General features: G+C 49.7%; 24 protein-coding genes and 1 pseudogene. 8 read left to right on the forward strand and 17 right to left on the reverse strand.

The features are described from left to right. The 6 genes and pseudogenes from AOQ57_RS05240 to AOQ57_RS05265 form a co-directional block, all read right to left on the reverse strand. Nucleotides 1-543: pseudogene (locus AOQ57_RS05240) on the reverse strand (RNA-guided endonuclease TnpB family protein); the annotation flags it as partial. A 177-nt stretch (nucleotides 544-720) separates the two neighbouring features. Then, entirely contained in the window at nucleotides 721-2,031 is a 1,311-nt protein-coding gene (locus AOQ57_RS05245; protein WP_093625890.1) for an NCS2 family permease, read from the reverse strand. Nucleotides 2,032-2,128: 97 nt separating this feature from the next. Continuing rightward, on the reverse strand, nucleotides 2,129-2,413 hold the full coding sequence (locus AOQ57_RS05250; protein WP_093625892.1) for a hypothetical protein: 285 nt from the start codon (nucleotides 2,411-2,413) through the stop codon (nucleotides 2,129-2,131). Then, nucleotides 2,397-3,575 carry a DUF2201 family putative metallopeptidase gene (locus AOQ57_RS05255; protein ID WP_093625894.1) on the reverse strand — a complete coding sequence of 393 codons (1,179 nt, stop codon included), beginning with the start codon at nucleotides 3,573-3,575 and terminating at the stop codon, nucleotides 2,397-2,399. The genes AOQ57_RS05250 and AOQ57_RS05255 overlap by 17 nt, the downstream gene beginning before the upstream one ends. Next, entirely contained in the window at nucleotides 3,568-4,719 is a 1,152-nt protein-coding gene (locus AOQ57_RS05260; RefSeq protein WP_093625896.1) for an AAA family ATPase, read from the reverse strand. Before AOQ57_RS05260 ends, AOQ57_RS05255 begins: the two co-directional genes overlap by 8 nt. After that, the gene (locus tag AOQ57_RS05265) at nucleotides 4,710-5,351 is read right to left on the reverse strand and encodes a DNA-3-methyladenine glycosylase (protein ID WP_093625898.1); all 642 of its coding nucleotides are present in this window, start codon (nucleotides 5,349-5,351) and stop codon (nucleotides 4,710-4,712) included. The genes AOQ57_RS05260 and AOQ57_RS05265 overlap by 10 nt, the downstream gene beginning before the upstream one ends. A 64-nt stretch (nucleotides 5,352-5,415) precedes the next feature. On the opposite strand from AOQ57_RS05265, the gene AOQ57_RS05270 reads away from it, so the two are divergent. Continuing rightward, nucleotides 5,416-5,781: a DUF488 domain-containing protein gene (locus AOQ57_RS05270; protein WP_093625900.1), complete on the forward strand. Its 366-nt coding sequence runs from the start codon at nucleotides 5,416-5,418 to the stop codon at nucleotides 5,779-5,781. Between the two features lie 70 nt (nucleotides 5,782-5,851). On the opposite strand, the gene AOQ57_RS05275 is transcribed toward AOQ57_RS05270, so the two are convergent. Genes AOQ57_RS05275 through AOQ57_RS05285 form a run of 3 tightly spaced genes read right to left on the reverse strand, consistent with a single transcriptional unit; the run spans nucleotide 5,852 to nucleotide 7,039 of the window. Then, a complete protein-coding gene (locus tag AOQ57_RS05275; protein ID WP_093625902.1) occupies nucleotides 5,852-6,034 on the reverse strand; it encodes a hypothetical protein in 183 nt (60 codons plus the stop codon). Further along, nucleotides 6,035-6,712: an NAD(P)H-dependent oxidoreductase gene (locus AOQ57_RS05280; protein ID WP_093625904.1), complete on the reverse strand. Its 678-nt coding sequence runs from the start codon at nucleotides 6,710-6,712 to the stop codon at nucleotides 6,035-6,037. It abuts the gene before it with no gap. Further along, nucleotides 6,713-7,039, reverse strand: a complete 327-nt coding sequence (locus tag AOQ57_RS05285) for a DUF7671 family protein (RefSeq protein ID WP_093625906.1) — start codon at nucleotides 7,037-7,039, stop codon at nucleotides 6,713-6,715. 101 nt (nucleotides 7,040-7,140) lie between these two features. Here AOQ57_RS05285 and AOQ57_RS05290 point away from each other — a divergent pair, with 101 nt between their 5' ends. Then, nucleotides 7,141-7,767, forward strand: a complete 627-nt coding sequence (locus tag AOQ57_RS05290) for an NAD(P)H-hydrate epimerase (protein ID WP_093625908.1) — start codon at nucleotides 7,141-7,143, stop codon at nucleotides 7,765-7,767. 111 nt (nucleotides 7,768-7,878) lie between these two features. Here AOQ57_RS05290 and efp read toward each other — a convergent pair whose 3' ends face one another. Both efp and AOQ57_RS05300 read right to left on the reverse strand, forming a co-directional pair. Then, nucleotides 7,879-8,436, reverse strand: coding sequence for an elongation factor P (gene efp, locus AOQ57_RS05295; RefSeq protein ID WP_093625910.1), 558 nt, complete (start codon nucleotides 8,434-8,436; stop codon nucleotides 7,879-7,881). A gap of 156 nt (nucleotides 8,437-8,592) precedes the next feature. Then, nucleotides 8,593-9,225, reverse strand: a complete 633-nt coding sequence (locus tag AOQ57_RS05300) for an LVIS_2131 family protein (RefSeq protein WP_093625912.1) — start codon at nucleotides 9,223-9,225, stop codon at nucleotides 8,593-8,595. Between the two features lie 190 nt (nucleotides 9,226-9,415). Between AOQ57_RS05300 and AOQ57_RS05305 the strand changes: the two genes are divergently transcribed. The 3 genes from AOQ57_RS05305 (at nucleotide 9,416) to AOQ57_RS05315 (ending at nucleotide 12,427) form a co-directional block, all read left to right on the forward strand. Beyond that, the gene (locus tag AOQ57_RS05305) at nucleotides 9,416-9,607 is read left to right on the forward strand and encodes an LBP_cg2779 family protein (RefSeq protein ID WP_093625914.1); all 192 of its coding nucleotides are present in this window, start codon (nucleotides 9,416-9,418) and stop codon (nucleotides 9,605-9,607) included. A 332-nt stretch (nucleotides 9,608-9,939) separates the two neighbouring features. Next, complete coding sequence (locus AOQ57_RS05310) at nucleotides 9,940-11,988, forward strand: LysM peptidoglycan-binding domain-containing protein (protein WP_093625916.1); 2,049 nt, start codon at nucleotides 9,940-9,942, stop codon at nucleotides 11,986-11,988. A gap of 136 nt (nucleotides 11,989-12,124) precedes the next feature. Further along, nucleotides 12,125-12,427 (forward strand): ArsR/SmtB family transcription factor, encoded by a 303-nt coding sequence (locus AOQ57_RS05315; protein ID WP_167336632.1) that lies wholly within the window; start codon nucleotides 12,125-12,127, stop codon nucleotides 12,425-12,427. A gap of 26 nt (nucleotides 12,428-12,453) precedes the next feature. Here AOQ57_RS05315 and AOQ57_RS05320 read toward each other — a convergent pair whose 3' ends face one another. From AOQ57_RS05320 to AOQ57_RS05340, 5 genes are all read right to left on the reverse strand, one after another. Next, nucleotides 12,454-12,912 carry an arginine repressor gene (locus AOQ57_RS05320; RefSeq protein WP_093625920.1) on the reverse strand — a complete coding sequence of 153 codons (459 nt, stop codon included), beginning with the start codon at nucleotides 12,910-12,912 and terminating at the stop codon, nucleotides 12,454-12,456. A gap of 176 nt (nucleotides 12,913-13,088) precedes the next feature. Then, nucleotides 13,089-13,760 (reverse strand): ABC transporter ATP-binding protein, encoded by a 672-nt coding sequence (locus AOQ57_RS05325; RefSeq protein WP_093625922.1) that lies wholly within the window; start codon nucleotides 13,758-13,760, stop codon nucleotides 13,089-13,091. Between the two features lie 12 nt (nucleotides 13,761-13,772). Further along, a complete protein-coding gene (locus tag AOQ57_RS05330; RefSeq protein WP_093625924.1) occupies nucleotides 13,773-14,834 on the reverse strand; it encodes an ABC transporter permease in 1,062 nt (353 codons plus the stop codon). Further along, complete coding sequence (locus AOQ57_RS05335; protein ID WP_093625926.1) at nucleotides 14,818-15,360, reverse strand: TetR/AcrR family transcriptional regulator; 543 nt, start codon at nucleotides 15,358-15,360, stop codon at nucleotides 14,818-14,820. The genes AOQ57_RS05330 and AOQ57_RS05335 overlap by 17 nt, the downstream gene beginning before the upstream one ends. A gap of 153 nt (nucleotides 15,361-15,513) precedes the next feature. Next, nucleotides 15,514-16,524 carry a zinc-dependent alcohol dehydrogenase family protein gene (locus tag AOQ57_RS05340; RefSeq protein WP_093625928.1) on the reverse strand — a complete coding sequence of 337 codons (1,011 nt, stop codon included), beginning with the start codon at nucleotides 16,522-16,524 and terminating at the stop codon, nucleotides 15,514-15,516. A gap of 276 nt (nucleotides 16,525-16,800) precedes the next feature. Here AOQ57_RS05340 and AOQ57_RS05345 point away from each other — a divergent pair, with 276 nt between their 5' ends. The 3 genes from AOQ57_RS05345 to thrS all read left to right on the forward strand — a co-directional run bounded on the left by AOQ57_RS05345 (nucleotide 16,801) and on the right by thrS (nucleotide 21,524). Beyond that, on the forward strand, nucleotides 16,801-18,381 hold the full coding sequence (locus tag AOQ57_RS05345) for an Nramp family divalent metal transporter (RefSeq protein ID WP_174498194.1): 1,581 nt from the start codon (nucleotides 16,801-16,803) through the stop codon (nucleotides 18,379-18,381). 295 nt (nucleotides 18,382-18,676) lie between these two features. Then, the gene (locus tag AOQ57_RS05350; RefSeq protein WP_093625932.1) at nucleotides 18,677-19,408 is read left to right on the forward strand and encodes a hypothetical protein; all 732 of its coding nucleotides are present in this window, start codon (nucleotides 18,677-18,679) and stop codon (nucleotides 19,406-19,408) included. 310 nt (nucleotides 19,409-19,718) lie between these two features. Next, nucleotides 19,719-21,524, forward strand: a complete 1,806-nt coding sequence (gene thrS / locus AOQ57_RS05355; protein WP_093625934.1) for a threonine--tRNA ligase — start codon at nucleotides 19,719-19,721, stop codon at nucleotides 21,522-21,524. Nucleotides 21,525-22,008: 484 nt separating this feature from the next. Here thrS and AOQ57_RS05360 read toward each other — a convergent pair. Next, nucleotides 22,009-22,630 (reverse strand): RNA-guided endonuclease InsQ/TnpB family protein (locus tag AOQ57_RS05360; protein WP_157686481.1); only part of this gene is annotated, 622 nt, incomplete at its 5' end.

Genomic DNA, 22,630 nt, shown 5'->3' on the forward strand with positions numbered 1-22,630 from the left:
TAGTTTAGCAGTTCCTAATGTTGCATTGGTCGCGAACCAGTCGGCCAGATAATCCGCTTTAAACGGCACTTTGATTCGCTTGCCCAAAACGTTAAGCGAGATCATCGTCCGTTCCTTAACAAAGGAATAGTTAGAGCCATGAACATAGTCGGCCTGAGGGCGGTTGAAGTAAATTGGCTTCCATAACCACTCTAAAGTTCGGGGAACAGCTTCCCAAATAGGCTTACCGGTCTTTGCGTCAATCATTCCGGTATCATAACGATACGGGTGCTGATTCAATTGGGTCCTCACCGTATCATATCGTGCCTTAACGGTTCGATAGGTTGACTGTACCATTTGGGAGTTGAGCTTTGGTGACTCATTCCGCAGATACCGGTACATATCTTTCTGGAAGACCTTTTGATTGGCATTAAAATGTCCATCAAAATACCATTGGCTGACAACATTGCACAGACGTTGGTATTCCTTAGTCACCGCCTTAAATAGTGCTATTTGTTCATGCGTTGGATATAGTCGAATCTTAGCAGTCAGCGTTTGTTGCATTGTATCCACCTCCCTTACTTTTAATCATGTCTATATTATATCATACTGATTAAAATAGTTAAACTAAAAAAGAACGCCAACGGGCGTTCGTGAAGAGCCTTATATCCCATGACTAAAGTCACGAGTATTACGGCTTAGGCATAATAACAAAACGCCCGGCATCTACCGAGCGTTTACTTACTTAACGTTTAAAATCCACATAAAACCAACGAAGATGAAGAAGAGCACGTACATAATCGGGTGAACTTCCTTCCCCCGCTTAGCCGCAATCATCGTAATCGGGTACATGATCAGCCCGAGGGCCATCCCATCAGAAATGCTATAGGTCAGCGGCATCCCCACAACGATCAAGAAGGAGGGAATGGCAATTTCCAGGTGACTCCAGTTGATCTGACGCAGGTTTTGAGCCATCAAGACCCCAACGATGATTAAAGCCGGCGCCGTTACCTGGTTAGTGACCACGGTAAGTAACGGGGAGAAAAACATCCCGAAAATAAAGAGAATCCCAGTCACCACGGCGGTAAATCCGGAACGCCCACCCACGGCAATCCCAGCTGAGGATTCAACATAGGCGCCCACCGGGGAAGTTCCCAGAATAGAGCCGGCCAGCATGGCAGTCGAGTCAGACATTAAAGCCTTCCCGACCCTGGGCATCTTGTTATCCTTCATGAAACCGGCTTGTTGAGCCAAGCCTACTAGGGTGCCGGCCGTATCAAAGAAGGTTACCAAGAGGAAGGTCAGAACCACCACCCACATTTGCAGGGTGTTAATCTCACCGATGTGAGTTAGGGCGACCCCAAAGGTTGGTTTCAAACTTGGGGCGGCCGAAACGATTCCGTGTGGGACCGGAATTAAGCCGGTTACTAACCCAACAATTGCCGTTACAATCATACCGATGAAGATCGCCCCAGGTACCCGCCGAACCATCAAAACGGCAGTAACCACCAGGCCAATCACCGTTAGCCAGGTACTAGCGGTTGTAAACGAGCCCAAGCTAACGACGGTTGATTTGTCAGCGACTACTAGGCCCCCCTGGTGAAGACCAATAAAAGCGATAAAAAGGCCAATCCCGGCTGAAATAGCAAACTTTAGATCAGACGGAATGGCTTCAATGATGACCTCACGCAGTTTGAAAATCGTGATCAAAACGAAAATGACTGAGGCTACAAAGACCCCGGCCAATGCGGTTTGCCAGCTAATCCCCATCCCAATGACGGCTGAGTAAGCAAAGAAGGCGTTAATCCCCAGTGCCGGAGCCGTGGCAATCGGATAGCGAGCTAAGATCCCCATCAAGAAACAGCCTAGCGCCGAGGCCAGGGCCGTGGCCGTAAAGACTGCTCCGGTATCCATCTTAGCAGCTCCGAGAACGTTCGGGTTCACGAATAAAATATATGACATCGAGATAAAGGTCGTGAACCCGGCTAAAATCTCCCGTCGGTAATCAGTTCCTAACTCTTTAAAGTGGAAATACTTACTAATTGCAGACACAATAGTTCCCCCATTTTTCTATCATTACGAATAAAAGCACGGTAAATATCATATAATATTCGTCTTTCAATGTAAAGGGGACGTTTAAATCTTTCTTTTAGTCAGTAAAAGGAGCCAACAGGGCGTTTCTAGCACCTGGGCTCAGCCAGCCTCCATGGTGGGCAATCAGCTGGGCACAGTCCCGGTATTCGGTCAGGTCAACCTTGCCACTGATGATCTCTTGTTCTTGCAAGCGGCGAGCGAATTGAACATCTACCGCCGTTACCAGATTGTTGACAATTGCATTGGGGTTGGTTTCCCATTCCAGGTTTAAAAGGGCAACTGCTTGGGTAAACGTCCGGTCGTGGGTTAGGGCATGTGCCAGGTCAGTCGGTTTCAGCATCCTTATCTTCCTTTCTTAGGTGGTAGCTCTTTCCCGGAGCATCCCTCACTGAGAGCGGCGCCGACGTGGTTAGGAGCCACAAAACATTCTGATATGGCGAGGCGTCGACAGTTTTTTCGCCAGCCCCATCGGTTAGGATTACCACCGGAGTGGTTGGGATAACCCGCCGCGCCCTTAGGTCCGTAAAAATGGCGGCGTAGCTGGTTCCCCCGCCCCCAAGCCGGTGTAACTTTCCAGGGGTTAACCGCCCCTGAATGGCGGCATCAAAAGCAGTCACCTTTACCTGCCAGCCCTGCTGATCCACAAGCGCCGCGACCATCTTTAGGAGCCGGGCTACCGTTTGATCCCCCATCGATCCGGACTGGTCAACGTATATTTCGACTGGGGTAACCAGTCGACTTACCCGGCCGGGTAAGTCCATCCGGTAGGGCTGGCGGCGGTTGAAACGGGCGTACGACTCACGAGTACCGTCGACAGCGGTCCCCAGCATCTTACGGAGTTCCCGGGTCCAAGCCGTTTGGTAGCTTCCGGGGGCAGCCAGTGTCCGGTTTGCTTCCTGCGGGACAAGTCCCCGACCACGGTGGTCACTTCGCACTGGTTCATCTTGCACCAGGCGCTTAAGGCTGGCTTTCATCAAAAGCGGATTGGTCCCCGGTAGTACCAGCCAGCCCCGGGCCCCCATTCCACCGGCCGCTTCCGAGCTCGCCAGCCGCTTTTTTTCGGCTGGAGACAACTTCTTAGTGGCTGCTAGGTAGGTGGCTGAGTCAGCGAACCGAGGCAGGCGGAGCCCGGTCGCCTTCTCAAGGTCAGCCAAAGTGGCTGTTCCCGCAGGTGGCTCCTTCAGGTATTGGTTGACGGCAACGTCGGTCGCAATCGAGACTGCTGCCGGATCACTAGCCATTCGGTAACGGTAGGGATGCTCCCAGATCACATGGAGGGCCAAGTGAAAAAAGACTTTAACTAACTCTCGGATCGGCTGGGTAATAACCCAGGTGGGACGATAGGCCAAAGTCAGGTCATTTCCTCGCCAAATCAGGTTCAGCGTTGGCTGCGTATCATCGGGGTACCGGGGAAGTTTAACCAGCACCTCACCAGCTGCGCGGTCAACCTTCAAAAGCTCGATTACCGCCTGCTTGATAAGGGCGCTGCTCTGGTCAACCATTATTAGCCCCCCGTTTAGCAATCTCCTCCAGCTGAGTATAAAAGGCCTGGGCCCCTGGATCAGCTGGGACGGCCTGGTAGAGGGCGGAAAGGAAGTTTTCAAAGCGGCCAACGTGCTCACCCACCGCCACCTGGCCGTCCTCACTTAGTGTTTCCAAAAGAGCCAGCGCCCGGGGCAGGGATGAAAGGTCCAGGGGTTCCGTCGCTACCGAAGCCAGCCACTGATTAAAAAGCGCCACTCGTTCTCCCTCGGAAAGATGCGCCACCACTTCTTGAACCGGCGTTGCCGGATCCAAGAGGTTGGCCACCGTTACCCGGGGAACTAAAATTTCTCTGGCAAGGGCAACACCAACCTCTTCACCCAGGTCACCAGCCAAGACGTCAGCCAGGACCCGGGCCAGGGTTTGGTGAGGCAGTTTTTGCAATTCGGTCAGGTTTCGACTAGCCCGCTCCCAGGAGCGTGGGGTCGGCGTGATCTGGCCGGCTACCGGCAATGGAGCCAGTAGCTGCGGGTGGGCGCTTAGGTAGTCGGTAATGACTGGCTGAACCCGCGGGTGCCCTGAAGTTCGTGCCGTGGCCCAGGCCAGCCAATCGGCCAGATCGGCACGCATCTCCAGGCGGACAGTTCGATCGCGAACGGCCGCGTCGCTGGGGGTGACGGCGTAATCGCCCGCCGCCTCCATCGTCGGATCTGGGTTCTGAGCCAAGATAATCTTTACCTCGTCAGGCAACGTCAGGGTGTGGATCCGTCGCTGTAAAACCACGTTCATCAGCTCACTTTGCACGGCCGCATTCCCCCGATTAAATTCGTCCAAAAACCAAATAATCGGCCGGTTCGGGTGGGCCTCTGCCTCCTTAAGTAGGGTGACCAAAGTCGTTGAGTAGCCATACTTGACGTCGGCCAGGGTCCCAAAGCGGCTGGTGGTCACCAGGCTCTCCTTGGTTAAGGGTGGCACTGGTAGAGCCAGGTCACCCTTTTCAGCCAGGCTAACAACGGTGGTTAACAGGGTAGCGCCCATTTGCTGGGCCACTTCGGCTACCAAAGCGGACTTGCCAATCCCGGCTTCACCAACGATATTTGGGACGCTCCCGGCCTTCAAGAGGGCCGGCAGGGTTGCTTTTAATTCCTGAAAAATCAGCGCCATTCTTCTCCCTCCCATCCGTGGGATCGTAAATCAGCTTCCCGCTTTAACATCTTAGAAACGTAAGGATTGTGAGCAACGAAAAAGCGTAGGGGGGCCTGGGCGTGGCTCCCTTTTTGGTTAACACCAACCCGTGGGGTAACCGTCACCTCCTTGGGCACCCGTTTTTTGGTTAGGTCAATCGTTAGTGGCGCATTTTCCAACGGCCTCCCGTCTAAGCGACGATCAATAATTCCAAGGGCCTGGCCCAGTTTTCCCGGTCCGTTGGTCAAATTAACCCCTTTTTGGTGACGGCGTTGCTCCATTAATTCAACCCCAACGGTTGGCTCAAGCGCCCGAATTAGGACTCCCTGGGGCTCACCCTGGTCCTGAACCGCCACGTCAAAGCAGTAGTGGGCTCGAATTTGGTAGACGTAAATCGTACCTGGCGCCCCATATAAGGACTCCGAATAAGCAGTCCGGCGTCCATTGTAGGCGTGGGAAGCTGAATCGCCTTCGCCTAAGTAGGCCTCTGTTTCAACGATCAGCCCGGCCGCCAGTCCGGCGGGGGTCCGGCAGCTTAGCTCGCGTCCCAAGAGGTCTGATGCGATCTCTTCGGTTGGTCGGCCAGTAAAAAAAGCTTGGTATGGTGACATTTAATTCCCTCCCCTGGGTGTTTTGGACTATCATTAGGTGTAAATGGAAGAAAGGATGTTGAACATGGCTCTTAAACTCGAACGCATTTACGAACAGCCTGCTGACCTTGACGGCTACCGGATCCTTGTCGACCGCCTGTGGCCCCGCGGAATTTCCAAAGAAAAGGCCCACTTAGATGAATGGCTAAAGGAGGTCGGTCCCTCTAAAGAGTTACGCCAGTGGTTTAACCATGAGCCAGCTAAGTTTGCCGAATTTAAAACCCGCTACCTAGCTGAACTAGACACTAACCCGGCTCTCCAAAGCCTGCAACAAACCGTAGCTGACCACCTAGCGGATGGTCACGTCATCCTTTTGTACGGTGCCAAGGATCCGGTCCATAATCAGGCGGTGATCTTAAGGGATCTTCTCGTCGACCGCCTCGGCTTGTAATAAGTTTATTTTAGCGCGTCATTAAGTAATTATAAAAAATAAGGGGTTGTGATAAAACATCACAGCCCCTTTAAATTCGCTTACCACCCCAGGCCCGGCCGTCTAATTCACCGGCAGCCAGCTCCAAACGATGCCCCTGTTCTTCAACCGTTTTGATCACGGCTAACAAGAGGGCCCGTTCTTGATCATCGGTGCTTCGCTTAGCTAGTTGCTCTGCCTGCTTTTTGACCCAGGCCATCGTTTCTTGATCCATTTAATCATCCTCCCCCAGTAAGGTTAGGTTCACACCCAGGTCGGCCAGCTGTTCTTGATTGTCCAAGAGGACTGCCACCAGCCCAAGGTAACCAGGCGCCTGGTCTTCGTGCTCCTTAGCCAACTTGTTTAAGCGCTCGACCAGCCAAGCAACCGAGGTAGCTAGGTGGCCCGGCTTTTCGGCAGTCAAATACTGGCGGTAACTTACTGCCAGTTCAAGACGCTCCTTTTTTCCTAAGCGAGTGAACTGGCCAATGGTAAGAGGTGTCAAATAGGTCATCTTCGTCTCATTGGCTAGGGCTTGGAGGGGACGAAGTAGCTCAGCCAGCGTGAAGCCTTGGCTCTGACCGGGGGCAAACTCCTTGAGGGCCCGACCGGTAGTAACTACCACGCCGAATTCCTTTCCGGCCAGACGTTGACCACTTTCCCCTAGTAGTTCCTCGTCAAAGATCTGGTCGATCCAGTCCTTCATCACTGCCGGAACACTATACCAATAGAGGGGAAACTCAAGAACAATCCGGTCGGCTTCCCATAGCAACTGGTGCTCTTTTAAAGGGTCAAAGGGGGCCCTTAGGACGTGCCAAGTGACCTGGGGTTCTTCTTTAGCGGCGTGCTTGAAAAAACCCTGGGTCGAGGAGTTCGCCACATCCGGGTGACCAACTACCACCAAGGTCTTCATTTACTGCTCCTCCTTAAGTAGGGCGCATCCCTGTTCAACCAGGTCTGCCGGTGCCGTCGTCGTCAAGAAGCGCTGAAGAGGTACCTCCTGGTGACGATCCTTAAAGGCCATTGGCTCTGCCGCTACAATCATGACCATCAGGTTGTTTTCGGTCAACATTAGCTGGCCGATCCCGGTATACTTGCCCCGGGTATGTTTGCCGGTCCGCCAGACATGGAGTTTGGCTTGACCGCTGGCGTCAAGTTTAAGTTGGTAGCCGCCATTACCATCATTTTCTACCGGCACCCCCGTGTAGCGGGTGACCAGGTACTGATTTTTCTTTCCCAATTTAAGGTTCCCCCTTTCTGCTTGACACAGCTTCGCCCCTCTTGTGTTTGCTTGCACAAACTAGTAATTTGTGCTTTGATAGGGGCAAAGGAAGTGATCAAATGTCTGAACAAGTAGTTACCGCCACCCAAATGAAAGCCAAGGATCAGTTTACCATTAATCAAATTGGCATCCCCTCATTAGTACTGATGGAGCGGGCTTCGTTAGCCGTTCGCGACGCCGTTTTAAGTCACTACCAAAATGCCAACAACATCGTCGTGGTTGCTGGCCAGGGTAATAATGGGGGCGATGGTCTCGCTATCGCCCGTCTTTTGCACATCGCCGGTAAGGGCGTTACCATTTTAAACATCGGCAACCCTGCCCATGCTTCCAGCGAGCATCAGACCCAGGCCCACATTTGTGATTACTATCAGATTCCCGTTACTGCCGACCCGGCAGCCTTAAAAAACGCGGACCTGATCGTAGATGCCATCTTCGGGATCGGGATTGACCGGCCAGTGATAGGCGCCTACGCAACGGTAATCGAACAGATCAATGCCGCTCATGCGCCGGTGGTCGCCGTCGACGTCCCATCCGGGATCAATACTGATACTGGTGCGGTGATGGGCGTAGCCGTCAAAGCAAATTTAACCGTTACCTTCGCCTACAATAAGGCTGGCTTGGTGACCGACCACGGCAAGGCCTTTGCTGGTGAGGTGATCGTCGCTAATGACATGGGTACCTACTAAATTCCTAACGCAGTGTACAATAATGGCCCTGAAGTGATCGATCAAACCGACCACTTCGGGGCCACCTTTTTGTACAGCTAAGGACTTTCTTTACTGCACACCGCTTTTTAGTTAGGCACGGGACTTGTAAGCACCATCGGTCGTGTTAACGATGATCTTATCGCCGTTCTTAACGAAGGCTGGAACCGTAACAACCAGACCAGTGTTCATGGTAGCTGGCTTACCACCACCATCGATCGTCGCCCCTTTGATTTCCGGTTGGGTTTCAACAACTTCTAAGGTCACCGTGGCTGGTAATTCAACCCCGACCAGTTCGCTTTCCACGAAGTTCATTTGAACCTGCATGTTTTCAGTCAGGTACTTCTTTTCTTCGCTGATTTGGGATTGATCGATCTCGTATTGTTCGTAAGTTTCCATATCCATGAAGACGGACGTGTTACCTTCATCGTAGAGGTATTGGGCATTCTTTTTGTTAACCATCACCTGTTCAACCTTTTCGGATGGGCGCATCGTGGTGTGAACAATTGAGCCAGAACGAACATCTTGGATATCCATTTGCATCAGGGTGTTACCCTTACCTGGCTTGTGGTGGTTAATGGATAACACTTTGAGCAACTTCCCGTCCTTTTCAAAGACCATGCCCTTCTTCAAGTCAATCGTTTGAATCATTGTCTTACTCCTTTACCTAATAACTAAATTGGGTTGGAGCCGAGGAATTTAACCCCGGCTTCTTACTTTGTACTTTGGATCCGCCACCGGGCCTTTCCCGATCTTGGCATACCATTTTATTATAGCATGAATCACTCTCCCTGAAGGAGTGACTTATTATTCGGCATTTTTTGCCTGTTCAATCAAGTTGGCAGCCGGTACCCGGATTAGGGTGTGTTCATCCGCTTCTCTATTGGCCCGTAGCCCAAGACCGTTGATCGGGTTATTCTTGTAACGAACAGTAATTTTAGCAGCAAAGGCATGACTAGTGGCGTTATCTTCGTTACGTAGCTTGGTTTTATTCCACGGGTAGGCGACCGCCGCACTAGACAAGATGTCATTACTATCGGCAATTGAAGCACTCATCGCCCCAACCGTTACCTTCTTCGTTGCGGTCCAGTAAGTATATGAAACAACGCGATGATTGCCCTCATTACTGTGGTTGGCCCGAACGTAGTAGTAATCATTGGTATTATCATTAGTCAGTTGCAACGGGTCATACGAGTAACTGACGGTTACCTCATTGGAGATCGGAGTAACCTTACGAAAAATCGTAAAATAAGTCATTGTCCCCAGACAAACCAGGGCAATGACCACAAGGGCCACGTACTTAAAAAAGAGTGTCTTCTCAAAGCGACGCCCGGTCTTTGCGATCAACATCAACTGGTGTACACGAATATAGTGGACTACAAACCCTAAGAAAATAAGAATCAACAACCACAGTAACCATCCTAGCCAATTCCAACTCATCATCAATACTCCTTACTGTTTTTATTACGTTTTCGGTTAAATTGTACCACAGGTCAGCCACCACTTAGTGCTCTTAGCCGGGTTGGCGGCAAGAATTAACGGGGAATTAACATTAATTTTTCGCATCTAGCCACCAAAACCCGTATAATAGATAGGAATAAACTGATCTATTTTGAAGGAGGGCCCCTTAATGGCTGAAAAATTTAACGAGCTCGCGCTTGAAATTATCAACTTCGAACGTGAACACCAAATGATCGATAACGAAATTGCCTACGGTAGCCAATTAACGGTTGAACGGATCCACGATATCAAATCCCAGGCAAGCGAAGCCAGCGAAGAAGAAGCAAGCCTGATTCGCCGCTTCATGCAATCACAAGCCTAATAAAAAACGCCCCCTGAGGGGGCGTTTTTTATTAGGCCCTTATTATGTCATCAGTTTCACGACTACAACATAGGAATATGGCTTGGCTTATTAAGCGATATTACAGAAAACGATTACATGATGATTATAATCATACTATCAATCATTCCACGGGAATTAAAATAAATTAATTTCTAACATGAATTAAATAACATAAATTCCATTGACCTATCCTTGAAATCATGCTAGTTTAAACGTGTATTAAGTACTTAAAAAAGTCTTATTATTTTACCATTTTAGAATAAATGAAACGCTTATCATTATTTAAAGAATAACTAAAGGAGATCCGGCGTATGCACAATAAGCAATCAAATGACCAATGCCTCCACTACAAGATGTACAAAAGTGGCCGTAAATGGATGTTTGCCGGGGTCGCAGCCCTGACCCTGTTAACCACTACTGAAGTGGCTCACGCGGACACCACATCCAGCGCCGCTTCTCAAGTGGACCAGACTACTGATACCACGGCCTCTGCTTCAGCATCAACGGTGAGCCTGGATAGCTCCGGCGTTGCAAGTGACGCCGCAAAGGCAACCGTTACCTTTGTTTCTACCAGCGCAAGTTCTGCTAACTCAGCTTCAGACGCAAGTACAAGTGCCAACTCTAGTGCCAGTTCAGAAACTAGTGCTGAATCAAGCACTAGTGCTTCCAGTGCAATTGCTGAAACCAGTGCTACTTCTGTTTCCAGCGCCAGTACTAGTACTAGTGTGAGTGTTGATTCCACTAGTAGCCTCTCTAGCGCTGCAACAAGTGTCGCCTCAGATACCAGCGAGGCCACTAGTTCTGCTAGTGTTGATTCAAGCTCCGACTCTTCCGCAACCGTCCGGGCCGTTGTCGCCGTAGCTGCTAGTGCTGATTCTAGCGTTGACCTATCAAGCCTAACCTTCTCCAACAATTCTTCCCAACAGGCCTTCATTCAAAGTGTTGCCCAAGGGGCGATTGATGGTTGGAATAAGTATGGCGTTCTGCCATCCATCACCGTAGCCCAGGCAATCCTCGAATCCGGCTGGGGCTCATCAACCCTGTCAACCAAAGCTCATAATCTCTTCGGGATCAAGGGGAGCTACAATGGTAACTATGTCACTATGAGCACCCGGGAAGTTATCAACGGCCAAAGTGTTTACGTTAATGCCCCTTTCCGCGCATACGCTAACAATTCTGAATCAGTGGAAGACCACGGAAACTTCCTCTACTCCAATCCTCGTTACAACAACCTCTTGGGTGATACCAGCTACACCAGTGTGGCCTATAAGCTGTCCGCGGACGGCTATGCCACCGACCCGTACTATGCTTCTTCATTGATCAGCTTGGTTAAGACCTACAACCTGACTCAGCTGGATAGCATTGCCCTTACCAAGACGCCGGTGATCAATAATAAGAACGATTACACCCAAACTAACAACGGAACGTCAACGTCAGCCAATACAGCTTACTATACGGTTCAATCCGGCGACACCCTGTCCGGGATTGCTGCTAAGTTCAACACCACCACGGCTAAGTTAACCAGCTTGAATAACCTGGCTAACCCAAACATGATCTACGTTGGTCAACGTCTCCTAGTTAGGAGTACTACCAGCTCGGCCTCCTCATCCACCAGTACTTCTGGTACCACGGCCTCGTCCTCATCGACGACCAGCACCTACACAGTACAATCTGGCGACACTTTATCCGGGATTGCCGCTAAGTTCAACACCACCACGGCTAAGTTAACCAGCTTAAACAACCTGGCTAACCCAAACATGATCTACGTTGGTCAAGTCCTAAAGCTCAGCGCAACTACTGCCTCAACTAACACCAGCAGTTCTTCTAGTACCACGGCCTCATCGACAACCAGTACCTACACGGTACAATCTGGTGACACCTTGTCTGGGATTGCCGCTAAGTTCAATACCACCACGGCTAAGCTGACCAACTTAAACAATTTGGCTAATCCAAACACGATCTATGTTGGTCAAGTCCTAAAGCTCAGCGCAACTACTGCCTCAACTAACACCAGCAGCTCTTCTAGTACCACGGCCTCATCGACAACCAGTACCTACACGGTGCAATCTGGTGACACCCTGTCCGGAATTGCCGCTAAGTTCAACACCACCACGGCTAAGCTAACCAACCTAAACAACCTGGCTAACCCAAACACGATCTACGTTGGCCAGCACCTCGTGATTAATGGCACTACGAGTTCAACCACCTCATCCGCCACAACCACGACCTACACCGTTAAGTCCGGCGATTCCCTGTCGGCTATCGCTGCTGCTCAAGGCTTAAACTGGAAAACATTAGCGGCCAAAAACAACATTGCTAGTCCTTACGTAATTTACGTTGGCCAACGATTATCACTCTAGAAATTAATTTAGTTATTAAAACGATCCCGCTAAGCTAAGCGGGATCGTTTTTAATTTTGACGCCCATTTTTGAAATTTGGTCCTAAACCGCTTATAATCAAAAACAGATTACTTCCAATTGAGAGGGGCCGTTATTATGGGAACAAATGAGGTTAATGCCACAATTGATGCACTCGACCAGGCTAGTCACCTGTTTAAGCTAATGGGGCATCCCAAGCGCCTCCAACTCCTGTACCTTCTAATCCAGCAATCAATGACCGTCTCCCAAATCAGTCAGCGTTTGAAGTGGGAACAATCGGCCGTTTCACACCAGCTCCAAATCCTGCGTAAGTACAAAATTGTCGAGCGGGTCAAGGACGGTCGCCAAGTTGTTTACCGCTTGGTTGACCCCCTGGTAATGGGAATCATCGCCGACGTAATCAATAAAATCCGAAAATAAAAAGCCAGGCCCATCGCCTGGCTTTCTTACTTTCCCCGGTTATCCGCCAAAAGCTGACCGATCTTTTGAGCGCTCTTGGCGTCCGGGGAGATAATTAAGAGGGTGTCATTACCGGCAATCGTGCCGACCACGTCAGGCATCGCCAGTTCATCAAACATTCCGCCTAAAATAGTGGCGTAACTAGAATCCGGTGTTGTCTTAACCACATTGACAAACTCAATAGTGGTGTAGGAAACCACTCGGTTACTGATCGCTCGATAGAGCCGGTGATCGTCTTCTTTAGTGGCTGCTACCTGGGCGTAGTAGGATTGACCATCACTACTGCTGACCTTGGCAATGTTCAGGGAGTGAATATCCCGTGAAACGGTTGCCTGGGTGGCCTCAACCCCGTGCTGCTCTAAGAGTTCCAAGAGGTCCTCTTGGGTAGCAATTCGGTTTTCTTCGACCAGTCGTTGAATTAATTGACGGCGCTGCTTGTAGTTCATGCACGATCCCTCCACTCGTTGAATATATTCACTCGTCCCCCTAATATTAACCCATTCACGGTGGAATGTACAAAGAATTTTTCTAACTAACTGACGGTTTTATAGGATCTAAACCGATTTCAAGCTTAATTAACCCAGTAACGCCCTGCTTTATTGTGCATATTTATAGGGTAAGGCTAATCTTCCTTAGTCATTTTACCATCGATAATTGTATAAACTTGATCGGCAAATTCGCGCAGGCGTAAGTCGTGGGTAACCACGACGACTGCTTTATTGTGCTTAACGGCTAGGTCATGAAAGAGCTGCCCAACGACCTTGACCCGCGCAGAGTCCAGGGCCGCTGTTGGCTCATCAGCCAAGATGATCTGCGGATCTGTGTACAGGGCACGGGCAATCGCCACCCGCTGGTTTTGGCCCCCCGACAACTCACCAGGGTACTTGTTGACCAGCTGATCAATTCCTAGGTCAACTAAGAGGGTGTTCAACGCTTCTTGGCTTAGGTTACCCTTACGCATCCGATCAACCAGAGCAAACTGGTCAGCTACCGATAAGTAGGGGAGTAGGTTGTAAGACTGGAGAACAAAGCCAATCTTATCTAAACGCAGGCGGTCGCGTTCTTTACCCTTGAGGGTTGCGATATCTTGGCCGTCGATCCACACCTCCCCTTTGGACGGCTGTTGGAGGCCGCCGGCAATTGTCAAAAAGGTCGACTTTCCCGACCCCGAGGGGCCAATCACCAAGTTAAGTTGCCCTAGTTCGGCCAAGAAGTTTACGTCAGACAGGACGTGTACCCGGGCAATCCCCTGGCCGTAGTACTTATCAACGTTTTTTAATTCGATTGCAGTCATGGCGCTCCCCCTTTAATTCAAAGCATCCAAGGGATCAATCTTCTTGATGATCCGCACCGGTAGTAAGGCTCCCACGACCCCCATCACAATTACGGCAAGGGCCACGGTAAGAATTAGCGACCAGTTAAAAAGCATTGGCACCGCCGTTGGCAGAACCGCCCCGGTTCCCACCGTCAGCAAGAGGCCAATCACAACCCCAACGATCATTAAGATCAACGCTTGGCCAAGCGTGGCGTTAATTAGCCGCTGGGCTGGAATCCCTTGGGCTCGTAGAACAGCATAGTTAGGAAGCTTTTGCATCGTTAAGATGTACAAGAAAACAGCAATGATGACCACGGAGATGACCATCAAGAAGCCGATCATAAACTCAAAGACCGTGTTTTGAGCTGAGTAGCCAGGTAGCTTTTCAATGAAGGTATCCACTGAGTAAGTCGTCAAGTTAGCTGTTACCTTGGGGTGAGCCTGTTTGCTGATAATCCCAGAGGCAGCAAACTGGCTACCGATCCCGCGCAGGGTCTGCCACTGACTAAGGTCGCCGTAGGCAATGGGGGTGACGTTTAACTTGGCGTCCTTGGCAAAGCCGACCACCGTATATTTATTACTGTTATTGCCAAACTTGACCGTTCTCCCCAGCTTGTAGCCCTTATCTTTTAAGGACTCATCTAAGACCAGTTGGTTTGCTTTTTCAACCCGGTGGCCACTTACGATCACCAGCTTATCTTTCGCGATGAACTGATTTCCCTTTAAGCCAATAAATTGAAGGGAGGTCTTGTGGCTACTCTTGGTCCCAACGGTCTCCATTACTACTGGTACCTGACCGATCAACGCCTCCTTATCCGTCAGCTTTGGCAGGTCGCTTGAAGAGATTAGCGACTGACTAAGGCTGGCGTTGGCGTTCTTATTTAAAATGACTGACTGGGTTCCCCACGACTTAATGGCAACCGTATTTTCACTAGCCAACCCAAACATCATTCCCATTAGAATGAACATTAGGTAGCTCGTTAAAACCACCATTGTCACGATTAGGCTATAGCGCACCTTTTCGTGGAGAATTTCCTTAATTGCTAGAAACACCTTCCGTTTCCTCCTCTTTTAAAATGACCTTTAAGATCCGTTCTAACCGTTCTAAAATCAACTCTTTATTTTCCGGATCAACTAAGCATTCCTTGATACTTTCGTGAATTAGTATCATAACCGCCCAACGTTGATCATCCATCATTACCTTAATCTTGGCTGGTAAGGGGTCCGGTAAGAGGCCCTCGTTAGCTGTGTAGTGTAAGACGAAGAAGTCCCGTACTTGCCCCGAGGTATCAGTTAGGTCGCGAACCCGCTGAATATAATCAGCCGCCGTTTGTAGGTGCTGGCGCTCCATATCATCCCGGCCACCGAGTTTAATGGCCAGGCGGTGGTGCATGTAGGAATAGGCATCGGTCAGGTCTTCAAAATACTTATAAAAGGCCCCTCGAGCAACCTGGGCATCCTTAACGATCCGGGCAACCTGGGCCGTGGCCAAAGAATGGCTACTGAATTCGTTCAAAAGCGCCCCTTCAATCCGGTGCCGCTTTTCATCTGGAAGGTTGATAAAGGTCGAACTTGGCATCTTTTAGTCCTTTCTTTCTCAAAGTAACACGGTGTCACTTGATCGAGAATATTCTATTCCCCAAGCGACACCGTGTCAACATTTATCATTAAATTAGGAGGGTCCCCCAAGGGAACCCTCCTAATTCTGCTATATGTTCGTGTTAATAACGGGTTAGGCTTCTTCACCGCCGACCTTAACGATCGCCTTGGAGACCTTCCCCAACTTACCGGCTACAAAGTCTTCCACCTGGCTGAATTCTAACTCGTGTGAGAACAGCGGTAGTGGGTCAACCTTGCCGCTAGCCAAGAGGGCAATTGAGTCTTCAAAGGTGTACGGGTTAATGAAGGCCCCTTGGATAGTCAGTTGCTTTTGGAAGACGTCGTAGGTGTTGACGGAGAACTTGTCGTCTGGGTTACCAACCCCAAACATCAGAACTTGGGCACCCCGGGCAGCAGCAGCCAAGGCTTGTTCTTGGGTCGCTGGCGTCCCCACAGCTTCAACCACGATGTCAAAGGCAGATTCTGGCAGCTCTTCTTTGGTAGTGTTAATCGTCTTAACGCCAAAGTGTTCACGGTTGTTGGCCAGCTTTTCTTCTGAGCGGCCAGCAAGGGTTACTTCATGAATTCCCCGGGCCTTTAAGATCTGGGCAAAGAGTTGTCCTTCAAACCCGTCTCCTAAAACAAGGGCCTTTTGGTAAGGGTGAGTATCCAAGAGGTCAACCCCGTGCATGGCACATGAAATTGGTTCTACAACGGCAGCCGCCTTCAAGGAAACGTTAGCCGGAACCGGGTAAACAACCTTGGCAGGAGCAGTGAAGTATTCTTCAAAGCCCCCATCACGGGTTACCCCAACGGCATCCAAGTGTTCACACAGTTCTGGACGTTGAGTCCGGCAGTATTCACACTGTCCACAGTAGATGTTAGGGTCAACAGTTACCCGGTCGCCCACCTTAACGTTGGTGACGTTAGCACCCACCTTAGCAACAACCCCGGAGTTTTCGTGACCGAGCACAATTGGTGGAACAGCCGAGGCAGAACCCGGTAACCCAGCATAAAGGGCCTTGTCAGTCCCACAGATTCCCGCAAAGGCGGTGTGAACTAAAACTTCATCTGGCTTGATTTCTGGAACCTCGTAGTCTTTAACAGCTAGGTCCTTAATCCCTTGTAATACCAATGCCTTCATTTTAAATCCTTCTCTCTTGTGAATTTAATAACTTTATTGTGGCTAGTATATTCAATCTTTCTGTTAAAGTCAACCGGTTGACATGTATTTTTTTGTGAAAAGTTACGCTAGCCAAAAAAGGTGCGCCATTTCCATGTAAGCGGATCCTTTTTAAGGCCGGGAAAAACCCGTCATTTCGCCAATCTTGCGTTGCACAAACCAGTTTTTTATGCTAACCTAACAAAGGTGTTCCGTGAAGTTAATTAGAAAGCACAATGAACATTTAAAACCATAATTATGAGGGGAGGATTTGGCGTGGATAACACAAAGAATCAACACCGCAAGCTGCGCTTAATTGAGCACGCTAACGGTAAGTCACTAGAAGAAATTAACGGGACGGTTGAAGTCCCCCATGGTAAGGGCTTTTTCAAAACCCTGTTTGCATACTCCGGTCCTGGCGCTTTGGTTGCCGTGGGCTACATGGATCCTGGTAACTGGTCGACATCGATCACCGGAGGGCAATCATTCCAATATACCTTAATGACGACCATCCTAATCTCAAGTTTGATTGCGATGCTACTACAGTACATGGCTGCCAAACTTGGGATCGTAAGCCAGATGGATCTTGCACAGGCCATCCGAGCACGTACAGGGAAGGCCCTTGGGGTGATTTTATGGCTGATGACCGAGCTGGCCATTATGGCAACTGACATCGCCGAAGTAATTGGGGCGGCAATCGCCTTGAACTTACTCTTCCACATTCCGTTGGTCCTGGCGGTCTTTATCACCGTTTTAGACGTCCTAGTCCTCTTATTATTAACCAAGGTTGGTTTTCGTAAGATCGAGGCCATTGTGGCCTGCTTGATCCTGGTGATCTTAGCTGTCTTCGCCTACCAAGTTGCCCTTTCACACCCAGATTGGGCCGGTGTCTTTAAGGGCCTCCTTCCTTCTAAAGAAGCTGTGGCCAAGGAACCAATTGTTGGTGGAATCTCCCCGCTAACCGGGTCCTTAGGGATTATCGGGGCAACCGTGATGCCGCACAACCTTTACTTACACTCCGCCATCTCACAGACGCGTAAGATCGACCACACCAATGCTGAAGACATCAAACAGACGGTCCGGTTTACGGCCTGGGATTCCAATATCCAATTAACCCTGGCCTTCTTCGTTAACGCCCTCCTACTGATCACGGGGGTTGCCGTTTTCAAGAGCGGTGCCGTTCAAGATTCCTCCTTCTTTGGACTCTACGACGCCTTAAACAACACCGACATGCTAAGCAACGGTCTCTTGATCGCTGTTGCCAAGTCCGGGGTCTTATCAACCCTGTTTGCCATCGCCCTACTAGCCTCCGGGCAAAACTCAACCATCACCGGGACCTTAACTGGTCAGGTCATCATGGAAGGGTTTGTTCACATGAAGATGCCGCTGTGGGCCCGGCGTTTGATCACCCGGCTCTTATCCGTGGTGCCCGTCCTCATTTGCGTTGCCCTGACGGCTCGTGAATCAACCATTGAGCAGCACGCCTCCTTGAACATGCTAATGGAAGACTCCCAGGTCTTCTTAGCCTTTGCCCTACCATTTTCCATGCTGCCACTGCTAATCATGACCAACAGTGACACCGAAATGGGCCAGTTCAGGAATTCAATGTGGGTCCGGGTCCTTGGCTGGATTTCAGTTATCGGCTTGACCTTCCTAAACCTTTACAACCTTCCTCAAACTTTCGAAGGTTTTGGCTTTTGGTCTAAGTCAACGTCTGACCTGCTGGCCTGGATTGCTATCATTATCATTATTGCTTTGCTAGCCTGGACCTGCTTTGAACTAATTCGCGGCGACCGGCGCTTAGCCGCTAACCACGAAAAGCACGCCTGGGAAAACTAGACCTTAAAAGGCTGTGACACCTTCGTCACAGCCTTTTTACCTTTCTTAACCACCTTTAATCTTTCCTTACTCGCATTTCACACCTTTTTCACCGGCCGACGGTATATTATAAATATCCTCAATTGATTTTTCTTCTTCGTCATTGAAGCCCGTCTCCTCCCAATCGTAACGGCTTCGATGACACCTAGGGCCCGCGGGAATACTTTTCCGCGGGCCTTCCTTTGTAATTAATCTTTCGTGTTATAATACAAAAAGATCCATCCCGTGTGCTATTTTATTAGCCAAAAAATAAGAGGTGACAACTTTGAATAACAATCACGACGATGAACAGCAACACCTATCACGCGTCGAACTCTATGACTCAAAAAAAAGCCGGCGCTCTGGCTCTAGCCATCACCGGCCACGCAAGCGCAGGCCAAAAACGCCGGGCAAGCAGGGCTTTTTAGCCAACCTTTTTATGGGCCCCCGGCGTCCTAAGCGGCCAAAACGGCCTAAGCGCCATGCCCGCCCGGTAGCCCCAACGGCTTCGTCTGGCCATAAACGCCCCAAGCGGCCAATCAGCAAACAGCAAAAGCTCTTCCGGTTTGCCTTAGGCGCCCTGCTGATAATCTTGGTGATCATGATCGCCGTTTTCGTTGTTAAGCAGCAAAACCCGGTTAATACCAACTCCGATGAGATCTCGACTTCTTCAAGCTCTAAGTCTAGTTCACACAAGAAGAAGAGTCATAAGAAGTCTTCAAGCTCTTCGTCAACAGATGATCAGGAAACTTACACCTACTCATACTCCGAACCAGAGACCAGCTCATCGGTTACCTACTTCAGCTCTTCATCAAACGATAACCAGTCCACTTACAGCTCTGGGGCAACGAGTAATTACAATAACAGTAACAACAGTGGGAACAACAACAGTAACGGAACAAACAATAACGAAAACCAAAATAATAACAGTACCTCCACTTCGACCAATAATTCTAGTGCAACGACAAACCAGAACAGTACTCAAGCCGGGGATCAGGCGACCCAATAACCTAATTCAAGTCTTGACATGCTTCCCTAGCATGCTATAATCATCATGAATGTGGGATACGCCACGTCAAGACCGGTAAACCAGGGAAGGGTGCCACGTACTGGAAGTACCTTTACCGGAGCTGACGATGGTACCACCCCAAGCACTGTTTTCCGAAATAAGGAGAACCGGGTCGTGACCGTTACCACACCGCAGAGAGGATTTAAAAATCCTGAAGATGGGTGGAACCACGCTGAAGTTATCATTTCAACGTCCCTAACGTTACTCAAGTAACGTTAGGGACGTTTTTTATTCCAAAGGAGGAGTTTTTATGCCACAAGTTGCGATCATGTTACCAAACGGGACCGTTGAAAAGGTTGACCGCGAATCAAAGGAAAGCTTAGACGCTCTGCGCCAAATTGCTGCCCTCTTGCTCAAGGCTGCCTTACAAGATGAATTCAAGGGAATCCGTCTTGGGGAAGCCGTTGCCGAAGAAGACCAATTCTTCGTTGATTCAGATAAGGACAACCAACAGGTTTCCGCCGATGAACTGGAAGGTCTGGAAGCATCCATCAAGAAGCTAGCCAAGGAAAACGCCAAGATTGAACTGGTTAAGGTTAGCGTTGAAGACGCCATTAAGGGATTTGCAAACGATCCGTTCTCCAGTGAACTAATCAAGGAAAACGCTGAAGATGGCCAAGTCGCCCTTTACAAGATGAATGACGTGACCATCCTGGCCAAGGCCCCGATCATGCTTTATGCTAACTTGGTTAAAAACGTTAAGCTCCTCTCCGTTGCTGGGGCTTATTGGAAAGGAATGTCCTCTAACCCAATGCTCCAACGGATTTACGGGACCGTCTTCTTTAAGAAGGATGACCTGGAAGCCGACTTGAAGGCCCGCCAAGAAGCGCGGGAACGTGATCACCGGGTCATTGGAAACCAACTTGACCTGTTCTTTGTCGATCCAAAGGTCGGTGCTGGGTTACCATACTGGATGCCAAAGGGGGCCACGATCCGGCGGACAATTGAACGTTACGTGATCGACAAGGAAGTTGGGGACGGTTATGAACACGTCTACACCCCTGTTTTGATGAACCTAGATGCTTACAAGACATCCGGTCACTGGGACCACTATCGTGAAGACATGTTCCCGCCAATGGACATGGGTGACGGCGAACTACTGGAATTGCGGCCGATGAACTGCCCATCCCACATCCAAGTCTACAAGCACCACATCCGTTCCTACCGCGAACTGCCACTGCGGATCGCCGAACTCGGGATGATGCACCGTTACGAAAAGTCCGGGGCGCTTTCCGGGCTACAACGGGTACGGGAAATGACCTTAAACGATGGTCACACCTTCGTTGCTTTAAACCAAATCCAAGACGAATTCGCTAAGATCTTGAAGTTGATCATGGACGTCTACAAGGATTTCAACATCAACGACTACACCTTCCGTCTCTCCTACCGGGACCCGAAGAACACCGAAAAATACTTTGCTAACGACGAAATGTGGGAACAAAGTCAATCGATGTTAAAGGCAGCCATGGATTCCATGGGCTTAGATTACTACGAAGCCGAAGGGGAGGCCGCCTTCTACGGTCCAAAGTTGGATATCCAAACCAAGACTGCTCTAGGCAACGAAGAAACGATGTCGACCATCCAATTGGACTTCATGCTGCCTGAAAAGTTTGACCTTCACTACGTTGGTGAAGACGGCAAGCAACACCGCCCAGTTATGATTCACCGGGGGGTTGTTGGTACCATGGAACGCTTCGTAGCCTACCTGACTGAAATCTACAAGGGTGCCTTCCCAACCTGGTTGGCCCCGAACCAAGTTAACATCATCCCGGTTTCCGACGAAAAGCACGGCGATTACGCTGATAAATTAGCGAAGGAATTCCGGGCCGCCCAACTGCGGACGGTTGTTGATCACCGCAACGAAAAGATGGGTTACAAGATCCGCGAAAGCCAAACCCAAAAGGTTCCGTACACCTTAGTGGTTGGGGAAGACGAAGTCCAAAACGGTACCGTCTCCGTTCGTAAGTACGGTCAACAAGACCAGGTCAGCATGTCTAAGCAAGACTTCCTAGACCTAATCCTGCATGATCTGGCAACTTACTCACGTGAAGACTAACTAATATTCACCAGCAATATTTAAACTAATAAGGGGGCTGTGGCATTTTAAAGTGTCACAGCCCCTTTTTAGTAGTTTCAACCATCCGCCAATACCGTTGCTACCAACTCCATGACGGCTACTACAATCCATGGGGTCCCCGACCTCGGGCCAACAGTTCAGTTACCAACGGTGGCTTCCAGTAGATCCTTCGTTTCATATGGAACACAGCATATCTGTCACACCTCTGCAAGTACCAATAGGAGAGTCGGTCAGCAAACCACCCATTCAAATGTCAACCAACCACGGGTTCCGGGCTCGAAAGCCCTAAAAACCCGTGGCTTGTGAGCCAAGCACCCTTATATAGCAGGACCATATAAGGATAACTCAGACCACAATTTACGTAGATACGGACAACTTGCCCAGCCTTTCGGCTGAGTAGCGGTCGTCTAATTACCAACGCCTTTAACGTTCCCAGGTTGCCAGAGGAACGGGTCTAGCCGAACTAGGCCATTTGTTTTTCCAGACCTTTAGCCAGAATGTTTTGTGCGGCATTATGATCACGAATATGGAATGCTCCACACTTAGGACACGTCCATTGTCGATCTTTTAAGGTCAGTTTTTGGGTGTCTTCAGTTCCCATGACAAAGCCACACTCATGACACGTCTGGGTAGTATTCTTAGGATTAACTTTGACAAAGGTCCGACCATACAGGTCGGCCTTATAATCTAACATTCCTAAGAAACTACGCCAGCCTACGTCGCTAATGCTCATTGCTAAAGCATGGTTTTTCAGTAGGTTAGCGCTTCTTAGTTCTTCGGCAACGATCACATCGTGGTTCTTGATGAGTTTCGTTGACAAATTCTGTAAAAAGTTACGCCGTTGATTGCGGACTTTTTGGTGTAGTTTGGCGACTAATAAGCGTTGCTTCTGGTAATTCTTGCTATCCCGCAAAGCACGATGCTCTTTCTTGGCTCGACGTTGCCGCCGACTGAGCTTGCGTTGGGCTTTGGCCAGCTTGCCTTTAATTATGCGGTAGTAACGCGGATTAGCGACTACGTCACCGTTGCTGGTCGTCAAAAAGTTATCGGTGTTGAGATCAATACCGAGATGACCGCCTTTGGCG

This window comes from Limosilactobacillus gorillae (assembly GCF_001293735.1).
GTDB lineage: Bacteria > Bacillota > Bacilli > Lactobacillales > Lactobacillaceae > Limosilactobacillus > Limosilactobacillus gorillae.